This window comes from Streptococcus porcinus, assembly GCF_901542335.1.
Lineage (GTDB): Bacteria > Bacillota > Bacilli > Lactobacillales > Streptococcaceae > Streptococcus > Streptococcus porcinus_A.
This window is the reverse complement of record NZ_LR594036.1, coordinates 1,078,982-1,100,276: the sequence shown is the minus strand read 5'-3', so window position 1 is coordinate 1,100,276 and position 21,295 is coordinate 1,078,982. Positions and strand designations below refer to the sequence as shown.

Annotated in this window: 12 protein-coding genes and 2 pseudogenes; all 14 read left to right on the top strand. The window is 38.5% G+C overall.

What is annotated here, in order from left to right; translation table 11 throughout:
* The first annotated feature begins 35 nt into the window (after nt 1-35).
* Entirely contained in the window at nt 36-4,931 is a 4,896-nt protein-coding gene (locus tag FGK96_RS05180; RefSeq protein WP_138081994.1) for an SspB-related isopeptide-forming adhesin, read from the top strand.
* The gene (locus FGK96_RS05175) at nt 4,932-5,123 is read left to right on the top strand and encodes a thrombospondin type 3 repeat-containing protein (protein WP_138081992.1); all 192 of its coding nucleotides are present in this window, start codon (nt 4,932-4,934) and stop codon (nt 5,121-5,123) included. It begins immediately after the preceding gene.
* On the top strand, nt 5,107-5,658 hold the full coding sequence (locus FGK96_RS05170) for a hypothetical protein (RefSeq protein WP_138081990.1): 552 nt from the start codon (nt 5,107-5,109) through the stop codon (nt 5,656-5,658). Before FGK96_RS05175 ends, FGK96_RS05170 begins: the two co-directional genes overlap by 17 nt.
* Nucleotides 5,659-5,708: 50 nt before the next feature.
* Entirely contained in the window at nt 5,709-11,705 is a 5,997-nt protein-coding gene (locus FGK96_RS05165; protein ID WP_138081988.1) for an SNF2-related protein, read from the top strand.
* 559 nt (nt 11,706-12,264) lie between these two features.
* The gene (ltrA, locus tag FGK96_RS05155; protein WP_138081984.1) at nt 12,265-13,923 is read left to right on the top strand and encodes a group II intron reverse transcriptase/maturase; all 1,659 of its coding nucleotides are present in this window, start codon (nt 12,265-12,267) and stop codon (nt 13,921-13,923) included.
* An 88-nt stretch (nt 13,924-14,011) separates the two neighbouring features.
* Nucleotides 14,012-14,866 (top strand): annotated as a pseudogene (locus FGK96_RS05150) (hypothetical protein); the annotation flags it as partial.
* 76 nt (nt 14,867-14,942) lie between these two features.
* The gene (locus tag FGK96_RS05145; protein ID WP_138081982.1) at nt 14,943-15,242 is read left to right on the top strand and encodes a DUF5962 family protein; all 300 of its coding nucleotides are present in this window, start codon (nt 14,943-14,945) and stop codon (nt 15,240-15,242) included.
* Between the two features lie 13 nt (nt 15,243-15,255).
* Complete coding sequence (locus FGK96_RS05140) at nt 15,256-15,555, top strand: DUF5966 family protein (protein WP_138081980.1); 300 nt, start codon at nt 15,256-15,258, stop codon at nt 15,553-15,555.
* Between the two features lie 126 nt (nt 15,556-15,681).
* On the top strand, nt 15,682-18,342 hold the full coding sequence (locus FGK96_RS05135) for a hypothetical protein (protein ID WP_138081978.1): 2,661 nt from the start codon (nt 15,682-15,684) through the stop codon (nt 18,340-18,342).
* A gap of 128 nt (nt 18,343-18,470) precedes the next feature.
* Nucleotides 18,471-19,109 carry a peptidylprolyl isomerase gene (locus FGK96_RS05130; RefSeq protein ID WP_138081976.1) on the top strand — a complete coding sequence of 213 codons (639 nt, stop codon included), beginning with the start codon at nt 18,471-18,473 and terminating at the stop codon, nt 19,107-19,109.
* Nucleotides 19,110-19,147: 38 nt separating this feature from the next.
* Nucleotides 19,148-20,223: pseudogene (locus FGK96_RS05125) on the top strand (DNA primase).
* A 53-nt stretch (nt 20,224-20,276) separates the two neighbouring features.
* Nucleotides 20,277-20,504 (top strand): DUF5965 family protein, encoded by a 228-nt coding sequence (locus FGK96_RS05120; protein ID WP_138081974.1) that lies wholly within the window; start codon nt 20,277-20,279, stop codon nt 20,502-20,504.
* Nucleotides 20,501-20,890 carry a DUF5945 family protein gene (locus tag FGK96_RS05115; protein ID WP_138081972.1) on the top strand — a complete coding sequence of 130 codons (390 nt, stop codon included), beginning with the start codon at nt 20,501-20,503 and terminating at the stop codon, nt 20,888-20,890. Before FGK96_RS05120 ends, FGK96_RS05115 begins: the two co-directional genes overlap by 4 nt.
* A 49-nt stretch (nt 20,891-20,939) precedes the next feature.
* Nucleotides 20,940-21,230 (top strand): hypothetical protein, encoded by a 291-nt coding sequence (locus tag FGK96_RS05110; protein WP_172601598.1) that lies wholly within the window; start codon nt 20,940-20,942, stop codon nt 21,228-21,230.
* Nucleotides 21,231-21,295: the final 65 nt, after the last annotated feature.

Genomic DNA, 21,295 nt, shown 5'->3' with positions numbered 1-21,295 from the left:
TTGTTGCTACAGAAAAAAGAAAAGAAGGACACTTTATGACCAAAACATGTAATCATCACTTTTTTGTCAATCAGGAAAAAGGCGAGAAACACGTCTTTCGTAAGAGTAAAAAATACCGTACTCTATGTTCGGTTGCCCTTGGAACAATGGTGACCGCTGTTGTTGCTTGGGGAGGAACGGTTGCACATGCTGATGAAGTCTCAAAATCAGTTGACACCACTATTCAACGAACGGAGAATCCAGCCACGAATTTACCAGAAGCACAGCCAACCCCCGTTTCTGCACAAACTGAAAGTATAGCGTCAACTGGTCAATCTAATGGAGCGATTGCTGTCACCGTACCGCATGATACGGTAACACAAGCAGTTGAAGAAGCCAAGGCTGAAGGTGTTTCTACAGTTGAAGATAGTCCAATGGATTTGGGAAATACGACATCTGCGACTGAAACTAACCAACAAATTTCTAAAGCAGAAGCAGATGCCCAAAAACAAGTTGAGGTTATCAATGAAGTTACTGAAACCTACAAAGCTGATAAAGCAACATATGAATCGAATAAAGCCCGCATTGAACAAGAAAACAAGGAGCTGTCACAGGCCTACGAAGGGGCCAACCAAACTGGTAAAGAGACAAATGCTTGGGTTGATACCAAAGTCAATGACCTAAAATCCCAGTATGCAGATGCTGATGTGACAGTAAAAGAACAAGTAGTTTCATCAGGAAACGGGACATCTGTCCTTGACTATACAAACTATGGCAAGGCTGTTGAAACCATTCAATCAACTAACGAACAAGCTTTAGCGGATTATCTAACAAAGAAAACCAAGGCAGATGATATTGTTGCGAAAAATCAGGTCATTCAAAAAGAAAATGAGGCTGGACTTGCAAAGGCAAAAGCAGATAACGAAGCCATTGAAAGGCGTAATCAGGAAGATCAAGCTACTGTAGATGCTGAAAACCGTGCAGGTCAAGCTGCGGTGGATCAGGCTAATCAGGAGAAACAACAATTAGTTTCAAATCGAGCAGCTGAGATTGAAGCCATTACAAAACGTAATCAAGAAAAAGAAGCCGCAGCCAGAAAAAAGAATGAAGCAATTGATGCCTACAATGCCAAAGAAATGGAACGCTATCAACGTGACTTGGCCGAGATTTCAAAAGGTGAAGAAGGTTATATTTCTGAAGCCCTTGCTCAAGCCCTCAATCTCAATAACGGTGAACCCCAAGCACAACATGGGGCCATTACCCGAAATCCTGATCAGATCATTTCAACTGGCGATGCTATGCTGGGTGGGTACTCAAGAATTTTGGATTCAACAGGATTCTTTGTCTATGATAGCTTCAAAACAGGTGAGACCCTTAGTTTTAACTATCAAAATCTTCAAAATGCACGATTTGATGGCAAAAAGATTAGTCGTGTGACTTACGATATTACCAACCTTGTATCACCAGCTGGAACTGATGCCGTGAAATTGGTTGTACCAAATGATCCAACCGAGGGCTTCATTGCCTATCGAAATGACGGAAACGGTGACTGGCGAACAGACAAGATGGAGTTTCGTGTAGTTGCTAAGTATTTTTTGGAAGACGGTTCACAAGTTACCTTCTCCAAAGAAAAACCAGGTGTCTTCACGCATTCTTCCCTTAATCATAATGACATTGGACTAGAATATGTTAAAGATTCATCTGGGAAATTTGTACCTATTAATGGTTCAACCATCCAAGTGACCGATGAGGGTCTGGCTCGTTCTTTGGGTTCAAACCGTGCAAATGATTTGAATTTACCTGAAGAATGGGATACGACATATAGCCCTTATGCCTATAAGGGTGCCATTGTCTCAACGGTTACATCAGGTAATACCTATACGGTAACCTTTGGCCAAGGCGATATGCCACAGAATGTTGGATTGTCTTACTGGTTTGCCTTAAATACTCTACCAGTTGCACGGACAGTAACACCTTATAGTCCCAAACCTCATGTAACGGTAGAACTTGAACCCGTTCCAGAACCTATTACGGTAATACCAGATGTCTTTACTCCAAAAACCTTTACACCAGAAAAACCAGTAACCTTCATGCCCAAGCCTTTGGAAGAAGTGGTGCAGCCTAATCTGACGTTGACCAAGGTAACGCTACCTGTCAAGCCTATTCCAAAAGAACTACCAACACCATCACAAGTACCGACTGTCCATTATCATGCTTATCGTTTGACCACAACTCCAGAAATTATGAAAGAAGTGGTGAATACGGACCAAGATAATGTACATGAGAAAACAGTCGCAAAAGATTCAACGGTTATCTATCCCTTAACGGTCGATGCTCTATCTCCTAATCGTGCCAAAACGACTAGTCTCATGTTTGAGGACTACTTGCCTGCAGGGTATCTCTTTGATTTGGAAAAAACACAGGCTGAAAACGGGGACTACGAAGTGACTTTTGATGTATCTAAAAACTTTGTGACCTTAACCGCAAAGGAAAACTTGTTGCAGGAGGTGAATAAAGATTTAACCAAGGTTTATCAATTGACCGCCCCAAAACTCTATGGTTCTGTTCAAAATGATGGGGCAACCTATTCTAATAGTTACAAACTCCTTTTGAACAAGGGCACAACCAATGCTTACACAGTCACTTCAAATGTTGTAACGGTTCGTACACCAGGTGATGGGGAGACAACTACACTTATTACACCTGACAAGAACAATGAAAATGCGGATGGTGTTCTCATTAACGATACGGTCGTAGCCCTTGGCACAACCAACCACTACCGTTTGACTTGGGATTTGGACCAGTATAAGGGAGATCGTTCTGCTAAAGAGACAATTGCACGAGGCTTCTTCTTTGTGGACGATTACCCAGAGGAAGTGCTTGATGTGGTGGAAAATGGCACGGCTGTTACAACTCTTGATGGTCAGAAGGTATCAGGTATAACGGTTAAAACCTATGCTTCACTAAATGATGCCCCTAAAGACCTTCAAGATAAATTAGCTCGTGCTAAGATTACACCGACAGGTGCCTTTCAAGTCTTTATGCCAGATGATAACCAAGCCTTTTATGACCAGTATGTTCAAACAGGTACATCCCTGGTTCTTTTGACCAAAATGACGGTTAACGATAGTCTCTATGGTCAAACAAAAACCTATACAAACAAGGCCTACCAAGTGGATTTCGGCAATGGCTATGAAACCAAGGAAGTGACCAACACCCTCGTTTCTCCTGAGCCAAAGAAACAAAACCTCAATAAAGACAAAGTGGACATCAATGGGAAGCCCATGCTAGTGGGAACTCAAAATCACTATACTCTCTCATGGGATTTGGACCAATACCGAGGCATTAAAGCAGACAGCTCTCAGATTGCACAAGGCTTTTACTTTGTGGATGATTATCCAGAAGAAGCCCTCTTACCAGATGAAGCAACTGTTCAGTTTGTCACATCTGACGGAAAGGCAGCTTCAGGAATCACTGTGAAGTCCTATTCTCAATTATCAGAAGCTCCCAAAACACTACAAGAAGCCTTTTCTAAACGGAACATTCAGCCCAAAGGTGCTTTCCAAGTCTTTATGCCAGAAGACCCACAAGCCTTCTATGAAAACTATGTGACCAAGGGTGAGAACATTACCATTGTTACTCCGATGACGGTTTTGGAAACCATGCTTAATTCAGGGGAGTCTTATGAAAACTTGGCCTATCAGGTGGACTTTGGCCAAGCTTATGAAACCAATACGGTGACCAATTTTGTCCCTAAAGTAACTCCACACAAGTCCAACACCAATCAAGAAGGCATTTTAATTGATGGAAAGACTGTCCTTCCGAATACAGTCAATTATTACAAAATTGTCTTGGATTACAGTCAATACAAGGACATGGTCGTGACGGATGATGTTCTTGCCAAGGGATTTTACATGGTAGACGATTACCCAGAAGAAGCTCTTACCCTAAATCCTGATGGCATTCAAGTTTTGGATAAGGATGGCAATCGTGTATCTGGTATCTCTGTCAGCACCTACGCTAGTTTATCAGAAGCTCCGAAAGTCGTCCAAGATGCCATGGCTAAACGTCAGTTTACACCTAAAGGAGCCATTCAAGTCCTTAGTAGTGATGATCCCCAAACCTTTTATGAGACCTATGTGAAGACTGGTCAAACCTTAGTTGTCACCCTTCCGATGACGGTTAAAAATGAGCTGACCAAAACAGATGGTCAGTATGAAAATACAGCCTATCAAATTGATTTTGGCTTGGCCTATGTGACGGAAACAGTGGTCAATAATGTTCCAAAATTAGACCCACAAAAAGATGTGGTGATTGACTTGTCTCATAAAAATAACAGCCTTGATGGGAAAGAAGTAGCCTTGAATCAAACCTTTAACTATCGCTTGGTTGGAGCGATGATTCCAAACAATCGTGCGACTGCCCTATTTGACTATGGTTTTAAAGATGATTATGACGAAAAACATGATGAATACAATGGTGTTTATCGTAGTTATTTGATAACGGATGTCACGCTCAAAGATGGTACGCTGTTAAAAGCGGGAACTGAAGTCACGAAATATACCTTGCAACAGGTAGATACGGAAAACGGTCTAGTTTCTATTACGTTTGATACTGTCTTCTTAGAAACTATCTCAGATGATTCATCCTTCCAAGCAGATGTTTACCTTCAGATGAAACGGATTGCGGCTGGTCAGGTGGAGAATACCTATCTTCATACCGTAAATGGTTATGTCATCAGTTCAAATACAGTTGTAACAAGTACTCCTGAACCAGAAGTGCCGGCTCCAAATCAACCAACACCACCTCAACCACCGATTGAAATTACTGAACCTCCTGTAACTGCAAGTGTATTGCCAAATACAGGGGAACATGAATCCCTTTTGGGCTTAATTGGAGCTGGAATCCTTCTTGGTACAGCTTATGGACTGAAGAAAAAGGAGGAGAAGTAAATGAATCCAAAAACCATTTATGAAAAGGATTCAGACTATGATGGTCTGACAGATGCACAGGAATTAGCTCTAGGAACAAATCCGCACTCTATTGATTCAGATGGTGATTGTCATTCTGATTTGGAGGAGTTACAAGCTGGACAATCGCCTCTAGTTCCACAAAAGGAGTTGTGTGATGACTTGGAACTTTGACACCATGAAAGAGGCTTTGTCTGAAATGGAGAAGGTCAATTACCAAGAGTTTATCAAAGCCTTTCTCCCTTTGGAATTAAGTATTTCTGATAGAACAATTCTCAATCAAGTTTATCAAGATTATATGGATGAAGATGACCTGTCCTTGATTAGTGATGAGCTACGAGTTAAAGTGGATGGTTATCAGGATGAAGTAAAAGCTGATATGACTGATATTCTGGAAAAACTGTACCGAACAGGTGAAGGCTCTAGTTTTATTATGGATCTAATATCATCAAACAGTCTTTCAGACACCTTGAATCAATATGAGGTTTTGGATAGTGACGATTATTCACTACTTAGTCTTGAAACCTTGCAGGCCATGATTCAACAGGACTTGGCCATTTCCAGTCAGGATTATTTTGGAGATCTGGTTCACCTTGCCTTGCAAAAAGATTTACTAGACCAGAAAAGTCATTTCTTACAACACTACGTAGCTACTGTATTGGAAGGTATTCCACAAGAAAGAGACCAACGAGCCTTGGTCCTAGATTAACACAAAGGGCTGAGAATAGAATCTCAGCTCTTTTTTGATGGGAGGAACGAATGAATCAAGAAGTTTTACTACAGATGTTGCGGGCTACCATTCCTCGTGATAGAGCCTTGCTTGAGGATTTTTTATATTACCAAGCTGAGCATTTTGATGAGGAGTGGGATAGTCTTATTCGTCAGTTTTTAACCAATAGGCAAGCAAACATCAGACCAGTTCAGGTACTTCACTTTGAGACAGATGTTTCAGCTTTTGTCCAGGCTAGTCCTTATGATACTGCTCATGATCTATTGACCTATACACAAGTATTCGGCCAAACTGGTCTCCAAAAACTCGACAAACTATCGCCGTCTGAAAAAGACTTGGTGATAGAAGTGGCCTTGTTTAATCTGGCCACTCGTTTTCAATTATTAGACTCAAACGGTCACTACCAAACCACATCACCTAATTCACTCTTACAAAAGAGTAAGGGAGCAAATTTGGTCAATGTTTATCGTGTGGCTAATAATTTAGCGGATAGGATCAGCCGAGATATTGAACAGTTTCTCTTGACCTACGAGCCTGAGCTTGAAACAGGAGTTGATGAAACTGTTCTAGAAAATGTAGAAACTGTTGATGAGCACAAAGCTAGTAGTAATCAAGCAATATCTTTTAGAGAAGATGGTTCTTTTATCATTGCAAGTTTGGATGTAGATTTGTCTCAACTAGATGTTCAAACAGGAAAAACAAGTCATCTGCCAGCTTATGAAGAGTTATCTTTACGACATAAATTTGAGATACTAACCTATTTTGACCAAATTCGAAATGAACGTTCCAAAGTCCCAAGTTTTAGACGAGGTGATTTCGATACTGAGATGGAGATGACACAAATCTTTGAAGGAGAAGAGTTACTTACCTATCTAGAAGCTGATGGCAGTCCCTATGAGCTAAAACGAACGCTGACTACGGTCGAAGAAAAGGAATTAGAAAAAATTGGGCAAGTTATTAGGATAGAAAATCAAGAAAAACTGACTCAGCTAGGGATTGATTTATCTCAGTTTGATCCAGACCAAGTCGGTATTTTATTGGATGCGGCAGGTCGTTTTCGTTTGAAAAATGCGGATCTTGCTTTATTAGGTGGCTATCCCAATGCCTCGGTAACTCAACTAGCCCTTGCGACAGAACTAGTCCAAATGGGGCTAAGTCATGAAAAGGTTGAATTTTTCTTTGGTAGCCAGCTTTCCATTGAAGAGCTGCGACAAATTGCTTACGCCTTTTTACACCAAGAACTTAGCAGAGAAGACGCGGAACAATTTGAAAAAGATAAAGGCAATCAGCCAGATTTAACCTTTAGAGATTGGAAAAGCAAGCTAGAGAAAACTGAGACGAAAGTAGTGGTTGATGAAGAATTTGCGGTAAATCCACTTGTTCAGACGGTCTTGGACATTTATCCTCTTGGGTCATTGGTTTCCTATAAGGGACAGAACTTTGAGGTCGTGTCGGTCAGTGATGCTCGATTAAACGGTTTGATGCGGATTGAGTTAGTCAATGACTTTTCGGATATCATTGAACAAAATCCAGTTCTTTATGTGAGAACTTGGGAAGAAGTCAGTCAGGCACTTCATCAGCCAAAGGTAGAACCACAAATAGAGTTAGAAGGAGCGGACCAAGAACTAAATCTTTTTTCATTTTTGGAAGAGGAGCCAGGTCAGAGTATTGGATTATTGGATCCAGATGGTTCAGAAAAAGGTCATAACGATACTGATCTTGAAGAATCAGATAGTCAAATTCCTGAAGGGGAAGTAGTCGGAACGATTCCAGATATTCCAGCAACGGATTTCTACTTCCCAGAAGATTTGACGGACTTTTATCCTAAGACTGCTAGAGATAAGGTTGAGACAAACATTGCTGCAATTCGTTTGGTTAAAACACTTGAAACGGAACGCAGACAGGCAAGTCCAAGTGAACAAGAACTCCTTGCCAAGTATGTGGGTTGGGGTGGACTTGCCAATGATTTCTTTGATGACTATAATCCAAAATTTTCTAAGGAACGAGAAGAACTGAAAGGCTTAGTCACAGATAAAGAGTATTCAGATATGAAACAGTCCTCTCTGACAGCCTATTACACAGACCCTGCCCTTATCCGTCAGATGTGGGATAAGTTGGAAAGAGATGGTTTTACAGGTGGTAAAATCCTAGACCCTTCCATGGGAACAGGGAATTTCTTTGCGGCTATGCCCAAACACTTAAGAGAAAAGAGTGAGCTATATGGCGTAGAGTTAGATACCATTACAGGAGCTATTGCCAAACACCTTCACCCGAATAGCCATATTGAGGTCAAAGGATTTGAGACGGTTGCTTTTAATGATGATAGTTTTGATTTGGTGATTTCAAATGTGCCGTTTGCCAATCTTCGAATTGCGGATAACAGGTACGATAAGCCTTATATGATTCATGACTATTTTGTTAAAAAATCCCTTGATTTGGTGCATGATGGTGGGCAAGTAGCCATTATCTCTTCAACAGGTACCATGGATAAGCGAACCGAAAACATTTTACAAGATATTCGTGAGACAACTGACTTTCTTGGAGGGGTTCGCTTGCCTGATACCGCCTTTAAGGCCATTGCCGGAACCAATGTCACAACGGATATGTTGTTCTTCCAGAAACACTTGAACAAGGGCTATGTGGCAGATGACTTAGCCTTTTCAGGGTCTATTCGTTATGACAAGGACAACCGTATTTGGCTCAATCCTTACTTTGATGGAGAATACAATAACCAAGTGCTAGGAACCTATGAGGTTAGAAACTTTAACGGTGGAACACTTTCTGTTAAGGGGACTAGTGATAACCTCATCGCAAGTGTCCAAACTGCTCTAAACCATGTTAAGGCCCCAAGAGAGATTGATCGAAATGAGGTCATCATTAACCCAGATGTATTGACCAAACAAGTGATTGATACCTCCATTCCACCTGATATTAGAGAAAATCTAGGTCAGTACAGTTTTGGGTATCAGGGTTCAACAGTTTACTATCGAGATAACAAAGGCATTCGAGTGGGGACCAAGACGGAAGAAATCAGTTACTATGTCGATGAAGATGGTAACTTCAAAGCCTGGGACACCAAGCATTCCCAAAAGCAGATTGATCGCTTTAATGCCTTAGAAGTAACTGATAGCACTGCTCTAGATGTTTATGTTACAGATGATGCAGCAAAACGTGGTCAGTTTAAAGGGTTATATAAAAAGACAGTTTTCTATGAAGCTCCCTTATCTGAGAAAGAAGTAGCACGAATCAAAGGAATGGTGGACATTCGTAATGCCTATCAAGAAGTCATAGCCATTCAACGCTATTATGACTATGATAAAGGCGAGTTCAACGACTTATTAGGCAAGCTCAATCGTACCTATGATAGCTTTGTCAAACGCTATGGGTATTTGAACAGTGCAGTGAATCGTAATCTTTTTGATAGTGATGATAAATATTCGCTTCTTGCTAGTTTGGAAGATGAAAGTTTGGATTCGAGTGGAAAGTCTGTTATCTATACCAAATCCCTTGCTTTTGAGAAGGCTCTAGTGCGTCCTGAAAAAGAGGTTAAAATGGTACATACTGCCCTTGATGCCTTAAATTCCAGTTTAGCAGACGGTCGTGGTGTTGATTTTGCTTATATGATGTCCATCTATCAGGTTGATTCTAAGGCAGTTTTGATCGAGGAATTAGGGGACTATATTATGCCAGATCCAGAAATGTATTTGAGAGGTGAGTTGACTTATGTTTCTCGCCAAGACTTCCTGTCAGGTGATGTCGTTAGCAAGTTAGAAGTGGTGGACCTATTTGTGAAACAAGGCAATCAGGACTTTAACTGGCCGCATTATGCAGGACTTCTAGAAGCTATCAAACCAGCACGCATTACTTTAGCAGACATTGATTATCGAATCGGTTCACGCTGGATTCCTTTGTCTGTTTATGGAAAATTTGCCCAAGAAACCTTTATGGGGAAAGGCTATGAACTGTCTGACCAAGAAGTAGCGACAGTCCTTGAAGTCAGTCCCATTGACGGGGTTATCACTTACCAATCTAAGTTTGCCTACACCTATTCCAACGCAACGGATAGGAGTTTAGGTGTCCCTGCTTCACGCTATGATAGTGGTCGAAAAATCTTTGAAAATCTCCTGAATTCCAATCAACCAACGATCACAAAACAAATTGTCGAAGGGGATAAGAAAAAGAATGTGACGGATGTGGAGAAAACAACGGTCCTACGTGCCAAGGAAACACACCTCCAAGAACTCTTTCAAGACTATGTGGCAAGGTATCCAGAAGTCCAACAAATGATTGAAGATACCTATAATAGGCTCTACAATCGTACAGTATCTAAGACCTATGATGGTAGTCATTTAACCATTGATGGACTTGCTCAGAATATCTCCTTACGCCCTCACCAAAAGAATGCCATTCAACGGATTGTGGAGGAAAAACGAGCCCTCCTAGCTCATGAAGTCGGGTCTGGAAAAACCTTGACCATGCTTGGAGCTGGTTTCAAATTGAAAGAACTCGGAATGGTACATAAACCTCTTTATGTGGTTCCTTCTAGTTTGACTGCTCAGTTTGGTCAAGAAATCATGAAATTTTTCCCTACTAAGAAAGTCTATGTGACCACCAAGAAAGATTTTGCCAAGGCCAAACGCAAACAGTTTGTATCACGTATTATCACAGGCGACTATGATGCCATTGTCATTGGGGATTCACAATTTGAGAAAATACCGATGAGTCGAGAGAAGCAGGTTACCTATATCAATGACAAGCTGGAGCAACTCAGAGAAATCAAGCTAGGAAGTGATTCTGACTATACAGTTAAAGAAGCAGAGCGTTCGATTAAGGGACTAGAACACCAACTAGAAGAACTCCAAAAACTGGAACGAGATACCTTTATTGAATTTGAAAACCTTGGCATTGATTTTCTCTTTGTGGATGAAGCTCATCATTTCAAGAATATCCGTCCAATCACTGGACTTGGCAATGTCGCTGGCATTACCAATACCACTTCAAAAAAGAACGTAGACATGGAGATGAAGGTGAGACAGGTTCAGGCAGAGCATGGTGATAGAAATGTCGTTTTTGCGACAGGAACACCAGTCTCAAACTCCATTAGTGAACTTTTCACCATGATGAATTACATTCAACCTGATGTCTTGGAACGATACCAGGTATCCAATTTTGACTCTTGGGTTGGTGCTTTTGGGAATATCGAAAACTCTATGGAACTAGCCCCGACAGGTGATAAATACCAACCTAAGAAACGGTTTAAGAAATTTGTCAACTTGCCTGAACTCATGCGAATTTACAAGGAAACAGCAGACATTCAGACTTCAGACATGCTTGATTTACCTGTACCTGAAGCCAAGATTATTGCGGTGGAAAGCGAGTTAACACAAGCTCAGAAATACTATTTAGAAGAACTGGTAGAGCGTTCAGACGCTATCAAGTCAGGTAGTGTTGATCCAAGTAGAGATAACATGCTTAAAATCACAGGTGAAGCCAGAAAATTAGCTATTGATATGCGGTTGATTGACCCTGCTTATTCCTTATCGGATAATCAGAAAATCCTTCAAGTAGTTGATAATGTCGAGCGGATTTACCGTGAAGGAGCTGAAAACAAAGCCACTCAGATGATTTTCTCTGATATTGGAACCCCTAAAAGTAAGGAAGAAGGGTTTGATGTCTACAATGAACTTAAGGACTTGCTAGTCGATCGAGGTATACCAAAGGAACAAATTGCCTTTGTGCATGACGCCAATACTGATGAAAAGAAAAACTCACTATCTAGAAAGGTCAATAGTGGGGAAGTACGGATTCTCATGGCTTCTACGGAAAAAGGTGGAACGGGGCTAAACGTGCAATCACGCATGAAAGCTGTTCACCACTTAGATGTTCCTTGGAGACCCTCAGACATTATCCAGCGAAATGGACGACTGATTCGACAAGGGAATATGCACCAAGAGGTGGATATTTATCACTACATTACCAAAGGGAGTTTTGATAATTACCTCTGGGTGCGACATGAAGTCGCTTAATTGAACTGTCTGGCATGATGACCAGACCAACTATTCCGTTAGTTGAGCCAAGTATCAACTGCATGTTCGCCATGTGGTAAGCTGATACGTAAGGTAGCCCTACTTTAAGGTTGAACCGTGAGGGGAGACCGATACTGCTAGCAACAAAGCGGTTAGGGAGCTAGGCTTGATAGTATGGCTAACAAATGTGAACCACTGTTAAATGTCGTTAAGTTGAACAGGCTAAAGTTGCTGATAAGCCTGAACCAAAAGGTGTGCAGTCGGATAACCCTTTCCATAGAGGGGTTACACGGACAGATGACTGCCGGCAGAGAGGTGGAGCCTAACCTATCATTTTGTTCATTAAGCGGAACATGGTAAGCCTGTATTATTGCTTCTAGCAAGGCAAATCGTAAGAAATGCTGATAACAGTGCAGGTATAGGAAAATGGAAAAAGCGAATGCCATCTTGTAATGAGATGGATAGAGGTTCAAGATTTGCCTCAACTCGAAAGAGTGCAGACTTCCATTCGGTTTCTAATCACAAGAGAACTTGTAGAATTTTTGAAAGGAGAAAGCAAATGAACAGTAAAATGTGTGCTACTACTAACATAGCCAACAGTTGGGAAAATATTGATTTCGTGAAAGCTGAAATCTATGTTAAAAAACTACAAATGCGTATTGTGAAAGCGTGGAAGTTGGGTAAATTCAACCGAGTGAAATCACTCCAACATTTACTAACGACTTCATTCTATGCAAAAGCCTTGGCAGTGAAATATGTCACTGAAAATCAAGGTAAAAAGACAAGTGGCGTTGATAAAGAGTTATGGTTAACACCTAACGCTAAATATCAAGCAATCAAGAAATTAAAGGTCAAAGGCTATCGTCCAAAACCACTAAGACGGATTTATATTCCTAAGAAAAATGGTAAGAAAAGACCCCTCAGTATTCCAACGATGATAGATAGAGCAATGCAGACATTGTTTAAGTTCGCCCTAGAACCTATTGCAGAAACAACAGCAGACCCTAATTCTTATGGCTTTAGACCTAAAAGAAGCACACAGGATGCGATTGAACAATGTTTCTCAGCTTTGAGTAAGCAAAAATCTGCTAAGTGGGTTTTAGAAGGTGACATTAAAGGATGTTTTGATAATATCAGTCATGAGTGGATAATGAAACACATTCCAATGAACAAGACAATACTTGGAAAATGGTTGAAAAGTGGTTATATCGAAAATCGAAAGTTATTTCCAACAGAGTTTGGAAGTCCTCAAGGTTCACCAATCTCACCAATCATTTCAAATATGGTACTAGATGGTATTGAGAGAAAACTTTCAACAACATTTAGAAAGAAAAAGGTTAATGGTAAGGTCTATGCACCAAAAATTAATTTTGTTAGGTATGCGGATGACTTTATTGTTACTGGTGTCAGTAAGGAACTATTGGAAAATGAGGTTAAACCAGTCATTATTGAGTTCTTGAAAGAACGTGGTTTGGAGTTATCTGAAGAAAAAACGTTGATAACTCATATCACGGATGGCTTTGATTTTCTGGGCGTAAACATTAGAATGTACGACGGAAAATTACTAACCAAACCTTCCAAAAAGAATTACGAAAGTATTGTTTCGAAAATCAGGGATATTATCAAAAACAACCCGTCGATGAAACAGGAGCTGTTAATCCGTAAGCTAAATCCTATTATCATAGGTTGGGTTAACTACCAAAAGCACAACGTTTCATCAGAAGCATTTCAAAGACTTGATTTTGATATCTATCAATGTCTATGGCAGTGGTGTGTCCGAAGACATCCTAAAAAGGGGAGAAAGTGGGTTGCTAATAAATATTTCCATACTTTTGGTAGCCGTAGTTGGATTTTTAGTGTTCCAACTGCTGATACAATGGAAAATGGCGAACCATTCTATCTTCGCCTGAAATATGCTTCTGATACTGATATTCGCCGACATATTAAAATTAAGGCGGAAGCAAACCCATTTGATGAACAATGGCAACTGTATTTTGAGGAACGTCAAGAAAAGCAAATGCGACAAGAACTAAAAGGAAGACGTGTGATTAACGGACTATATTATAAACAAAAAGGGATTTGTCCAGTTTGCGAATTGAAAATCACCAAGGAAACAGATTTCCGAGTTCATCAAACAGTGAAAGACCATAAACCAATAAAAACATTGGTACACCCTACTTGTCATAAAAATATAAAAGAAAACACGCTGGTTCTCTAACGAGGACTTATAGAAGCTTGAGCCGTGTGAGGGGAAACTCTCATGCACGGTTCTTAGAGGGGAAAGAGGTCGTGAGACCTCTGACCTACTCGGCCAGACACAGGAGAACAAGCTCAAGTATATCACTCAGATAATGACCTCAAAAGATCCTGTTAGATCAGCAGAAGATATTGATGAACAAACCATGACGGCTTCTGACTTTAAGGCCTTGGCAACTGGAAACCCTTACCTCAAACTCAAAATGGAGTTGGAAAATGAACTGACAGTTTTAGAAAATCAAAAACGAGCTTTTAATCGCTCAAAAGATGAATACCGCCACACAGTTTCCTATTGCGAGAAGCACCTCCCTATTATGGAAAAACGGTTGAGTCAATATGATAAAGATATTGCCCAATCTTTGGCAACAAAGTCGCAAGATTTTGTCATGCGATTTGACAATCAAGCAATGGATAATCGTGCTGAAGCTGGGGACTATCTGCGAAAACTCATTACCTATAACCGCTCAGAGACCAAGGAAGTCAGGACACTTGCCAGCTTTAGAGGATTTGATTTAAAAATGACTACACGAGGTCTTAGTGAGCCCTTACCAGAAACCATTTCTTTAATGATTGTAGGTGATAACCAGTATACTGTCGCCCTTGATTTGAAATCAGACGTGGGAACCATTCAACGGATTAGTAATGCCATTGACCATATTATGGATGACCAAGAAAAGACAGAAGGGCTGGTAAAGGATTTAAAAGATAAACTACGAGTAGCCAAAGTAGAAGTTGAAAAAGTCTTTCCCATGGAAGAAGATTATCAACTTGTAAAGGCTAAGTATGATGTTTTGGCTCCCTTGGTAGAAAAAGAAGCAGAAATTGAGGTTGAGGAGATAGATGCAGCTTTGGCCAAGTTTAGTGAAGATACAACACCCCAAAAGAAGCAACAAATAGCACTCTAGATATAAGAAAAAAGGCTGACAAATATTTTTGAACGCGGTAAAATGAAGTCAAGAAATCACATAAGGAGAATAGATCATGGGTCAAACAGTAGAAGAAATGCGTTATCAACTAGAAGAATGGTTGTCACAAGGCTTTACGAGTTCAGAAGATAGGGGAAACTACCAAACTTTAAAGGAACAGTATGAAGATGAAACTCTTGATTATAGCTTTTCAAAGCGTGAAATCACTGGACAGCTGGAACTCATCATCGCAACTCGTGAGAATGATTTTCCAAACTTAGATGAGGTGACGAAGGCAGAATACTTTGATTTGGTTGCCCAACTTGATGATTTAGACAAGAGACAGGCTGACTACTATCGCAAGCAATTAGCCTAGAAAGAGGTGTAAGATGTTGGAGCAAATTCTACAAAGCCTTTTGATTATCGCAGCAATAGGACTGATGTTGCTTGTCCTTTACCAGATTGTGAAAGTTTCAGGTGCTTTGTTTCTTATCGGACTCATCAGTGGATTAGTCTTTATTGAAATCTATGGAATTTACCTCTTATTTACTGAGAGCTACCTTTATACAGAAGATTTAACAGCTAATGGTATTTGGAGTTTTACAGGATTTTTTATTATATTTAATATTCTGCTTGTGCTTGGACTCATGACCAACATCGTGAAAAGTAGAATGACGGAATACAAATAGGGCTACCTGTGTTTGGGTAGTCCTATTTATATGGATAATTTAGAGACAAACTCATATTGGTATTTGTATGCTTTCTATATATCAGGTATAATCATTATTAATTAGAAAAAAGAAGAGGTGTTTTGCTTGATCGAAAAATTAATCCTGTATTCTCCAATAATTATTTTTGTATTGTCTTATATTCTGAAGTTTTTTTGGCTTAGATTTTCAATTTTTATGGATGAATTGATTTCAGGTGTTAAAATCAAAATTTTTTCCCATATATTATTTTGGTCAATTGTGAGTTATATTTATTGGGTATGCAATCAATATGAGATTTTATTATTTCAAACTAGCGATATCAATTTAGATTTATTATCACTATTTTCTCTAGTCTTGACAATATGGGCAAGTTTTGGAGTTTATGTCGGTTTTCTACAATTCATAGCTGAGTATGATAATAAAGAGAATCAAACCTACTTAGGTTATCAAAAAATGGATTTTTTGACAAAAAGCAATGTTTGGTACCATGTAACAAATAGTTGGGAATTTTTTGGCTCTTTATTACTTTCAATTGTTATTCCTATTATAGTTAAATTTAACACATCAGTTGATATTCGTTATCAATATATTTGGCAAGCTATAGTTGGATTCCTATTAATTTTGTTTATTTTTCTTTTGAAATTTAGCTTAAAAGTAGCTAGAATAACTATATTAATTAACAAAAAGACTGATGGAGGATTGAAAGACGTTATACAGTCGGATATTAAAAACAGATATAACAGATATTTTAATAGATTGGTCAAACAAAAATTTTCCTACGGAGCAAGGGAGAGTTATTTTAGACAAGTCAAAATAGATTTATCTAATATTGAGAATAATACTGATAAGATCAGATTTTTAAAAGTTGTTTATTTTGCTACCTCAAGTTCTAAAATAATTGAAATCATAGAGGGATATAAGGAATGGGAAATTGTCAATTATAAGTCCTTTATAAAAGACAAATACGATTTAATTTCTCATTTTAATTGTGAAGATGATGCATTAATTTCTTTTGCAATCTCATTGTTTAAGCTAGATGTTCAGATACTTGATAAATTAATTAAAAAGAATATAAGTTGGATAGAGAGTGATTATAACTTTGAATCCATTGGTATTTTTAATAAAAAGTCCATTCTAGGCGTAGAGCTTAATAAGAAAATCAGAAGACCCTCAATTAATTCGTTTGAATATAATGACATCAATAATATACATATTTACATATTTAAAAAAATAGCGGAGAAGGCTAAAAATAAACAAGCTATTTCACAATTGGTAAATCTAATTCAGGAAAGATTTTCTCAAAATGTTAGTAGGGGCAGTTACTGGGAAACAAATAACACAGATAAATTATTTGTTTTTGAAAAGTCAATTTCTGATTCCAGTCTTCGGATTTCCAAAGAGGACTTTAGAAGAATCGAGAAGATGGATGTATTTTACTCTTCGACCTACCCTGAAATTGAATCTAATTATGATACTAATAGCGTATATTTCTCATTGCATTCAAATATAATAAAAATTGATTTCCATTTTAAAAACGGCGGACAGTATTATGTTAAACGTAATGAGATCAGAGACTATTATAATGAATATGAAGAGAAGGTTTGGAATATTCTGTTTGATAAATATAGTGACTCGGATGATCTATCAGATGTATTTCTTCCTAATTTAAGAGAGCCTGAGATAATATTAGAATCTTTTGGAGGTCGTGATGAGATTGTCATTCGAGACTATGATAATAAGCTTGGTTACTCTAGATTATGTTTTAAATACCTGACTGATAATTATGACTATGTTGACAGTAGTACTTCAAATTTTACCAATTTATTAGAAATCGTAAAAACGATGTCTGTTAACTACCGTGGGGCATTTGCATTATATCAATTGCTGTATCCAGAAAATCGGAATTGGGATTCGAGTGTTGAAAATTACATAGAAATTCTATCAAAAGTTTTACCATCAATAAAAGGAGAGAGAGAAAAAATCCATAATAATATGGTTTCAATAATCACTGAGATTGAATATGGTAAGTGTCTTGGTGCGGAAGTTCTTGAAAAGGTATTTGAGACAAGAGATATTGAACTTATTGATGATGAGTTTTTGAAAGATTTCAAAGGGATTCCTAAATTAAAACTCATTGTAGTTCAAAGTATTTTGTCTACCCATACATATGGGTTAAGAAGTATAGAGTTGCAAGACAAATGGGAAAAACAAGATTTAATTGAACAATACCTAAGAGGGCTTTCTATAACCCCTAATTTATTTCCTAGCTACACTGATGATAATAAAACTTTAAATTCATCTATGAGTGAGTTTTTATTGAAGAATATGGAGTTACTAACCTCTTATGATTTTGGGAAGTTACCTTTAAGTTCAGTTTTATTGTTTGAAAAACTTTTACATTGGAAATGGTGGAGGGATGAAAAGCTTGATGAAAAAGAATTTATGGTTAATCTTATTAAAGAAAAAGCGAGCTGTAATAAGTACAGTCTCGATGGTTCTTTATTGAAATTTTTCACTTTAAAATTGACAGAAGGTCAAGGGAATCAATATCTGAGTGTTGTCAAAGATAAAGATTTTAAAAAAAAATTTAAGTTTGCTTTACTTAATCATCTTAAGAGAAGTCAATTGACACTAGATATGTATTTGGATGGGATTGATGAGGAACTTAAAAATTACAATAGCGTAATGATTGGTATTTATGAAAAAGAATTACTTAAAAGAGAGGTAGAAAAAATAATTTTTGAAAATTATTTATCATTTGAATAGTTACTATTAAAAAATATAGACTTTATAACAACAGTTTTTGGATTACCGATTGGTAGTCCTTTTTCTTGTGATAAATTTTCCAAGCTAATCTTGTTAAGATGTGGCTATCACTAAAAAAGGAGTAAGCCATGTTAAACAAAGTGAAAGCTCGATTATTGATTGGAGTAGGAGGTTTAATTGCAGTCAGTTTTATGGTCATGATTGGCTATACGATTGGCTCGCAATCCGTTTCAAAACAAACAGAGCACCAAATACGAGCAGAAGCCAATAAACTTGTGACAAAGGAAAAGCAGAAGGAAAGAGCAACATTCCTATCAGATGAGCTTGTCAATGAATTTCTCACTCAATATTTCACCAAGGTTCAGCTGGGCGAAAATAACGCTCGTATCAAGCCTTACATGACGGACTCGGCATTTTCAGAAGAGGAATCAAATCAGAATAAAGCGATCAATCAAGTTTATAAAGATTATATGCTTGACTACCGATTTGAATCAGCCAGTATCTATGTCAATACAGAAAGCAATGTTGCACTTGCGGAAGTTACCTATCAAGTGACCTATGTTTCTGATTTGAGTGAGCAACAACAACGAACCACTCAGACAGAAACCAAGACGGTTATGTTGTCCTACTCTAAAGTTTCCGATAAGCTCCTGGTTAATCAGTTGACCATTTGGAATGGGAAACTGGAGGACATGAAAGAAACCACAGATGGTGCAAATTCCAGCATACCAACGATCCAAGGAACTACAACAAGTGAGAATAACTAGCAGGAGTCAGTCTTCTGCTTTTTTGATAGGGAGACAAGATGACACGAATTAAAACAGTAAAAAAAAAGCTATTTTAGATGTGGCTGAAAGTCTGGGTTATTCCTTCAGACGTTTATCAGGACACATTTATGAACACCCTGACCATGATTCCTTTCGGATTTTTGCGGATACCAATACTTTCAAATGGTTTTTAAGAGATATACAAGGAGATGTAATTGACTTTGTTCAATTAGTGACAGGTGTTTCTTTCAAAGAGGCTGTATCCTATCTTGAAACTGGGGATTTTGAACAAGCTAAGTTGATAGAAGAAACTTATCAACCGTTTCAATATTATTTGCATGAAGAACCCTTTCAGCAAGCACGTACCTACTTGAGAGAAGTTCGTGGCCTAAGTGATCAGACTATTAATACCTTTGGCAGACAAGGATTGCTTGCTCAAGCTACTTATCAATTGGAGCCCGTATTAGTGTTAAAATGCTATGACCACAACGGGACCTTACAGGCCGCAAGCCTACAAGGTCTCGTCAAAAATGAAGAAAGACATGATCGAGGCTATCTCAAAAAAATCATGAAAGGCTCTCATGGTCATGTCGGTGTTAGTTTCGATATTGGTAATCCCAAGCGACTCATTTTTTGTGAATCAGTTATCGATATGATGAGCTATTATCAGCTTCACCAAAAGCAATTATCAGATGTTCGTCTGGTGTCAATGGAAGGCTTAAAACTTGCAGTAATTGCTTATCAGACCTTGCGTCTAGCAGCAGAGGAACAGGGGAAATTGGCATTTTTAGATACAGTAAAACCAAGCAGACTTAGCCATTATCTTCAGGCAATACAAGAGACGACAACCTTTTTTCAAACTCATTCAAACGTGCTAACATTGGCTGTTGATAATGATGAAGCAGGAAGAGAATTTTGTCAGAAACTGTCAGATAAAGGACTTCCGATTTCTCAAGATTTACCACCATTGCAGGGACTTGAAACAAAGTCAGATTGGAATGATATTGTGAAACAACAGAAAGAAAAATCCTTAAGCAATCTTATTCAGTCAGCCCAGATACAAGCAATTAAGAATCATCCTCCACCTAAAAGAGAGCGTGCTATGGAATTGTGATAACAAAATCAAGTCCGCTATCATAATCTAGAATGTGACAAGGAGGACACCCTATGAGTGTGATTGAACGTCTAGCTGAAAAAGTTGCTAGGCAAGAAGAAAAGGTCTCACGTGAGACGGAGAAATTGGAACACTATCGTGACCAACTACAAACAGCTATGTACAGTACATTTATCAAACGGCAACAATCTAGTCAGTTGTCATTTCATGAAGCACTAGAGCAAGCCTTTGGTAAAGAAACCACACTACACCCAGATTACAGAAATGAGGATACAGATTGAGTAAAACATGGAATTTTGATCAGCCACTAGATGATGTGAAACCAACATCATCCCATGAAGAACGAGCTAAAATCGCAGCACTTTTCCATAAACAGGATGAAAAACCAATTGAAGAAGTAGATTATGTGGCTGCTTTTGAACAGAAACAAAAGGAGTCAGAATCTAAAGATGTACAGACGCCTGAATTAAAAGTTAAACAAAATCAGCCGAAGAAGGTAAATATTACAAGTGACTACAAACAGCACTTGGCAGACACCATTGCACAAAACAACAAGGATATTTCCGCCTGTCAGAAGCAAATTGAAGAACTTCATCAATTGATTGATGAAAAGAAAATCCAAAATAAAAAGTTACAGGCTATTTCAGTAGCCATTGATGATTTATAAGTCAGGTAGTCCTATGCGGGCTACCTTTTTACAATGTAAGGAGAAAATAATGAAATTTTTTCAAAAGAAAAGACAAAATCAAGACCGATTTAAACGACTGATTCATCGGCTATCAGAGATGTCAGATAGTGAACTAACCAAAGTCGAACAACTCCTAAATGTTGTTTTTGATCCAAGTTTCAAGACTAGTGAGAGTGTAGAAATATATCGAAACGATATAACTACTGAGGAACAAAGTCTTGATAAGTCGATTCAGGAAGCGAAAAATAAACTGAATACTGAGCAGTTGGAGAAGCGAATAGAGCAGTTTAAGCAATCGAAGAAACCTAAAAACGGATAATGCACCATATTTGGTGCGTTATCCGTTTTTTGTGGTATAATGAAAGCAAATATGAGGAGGTCTTT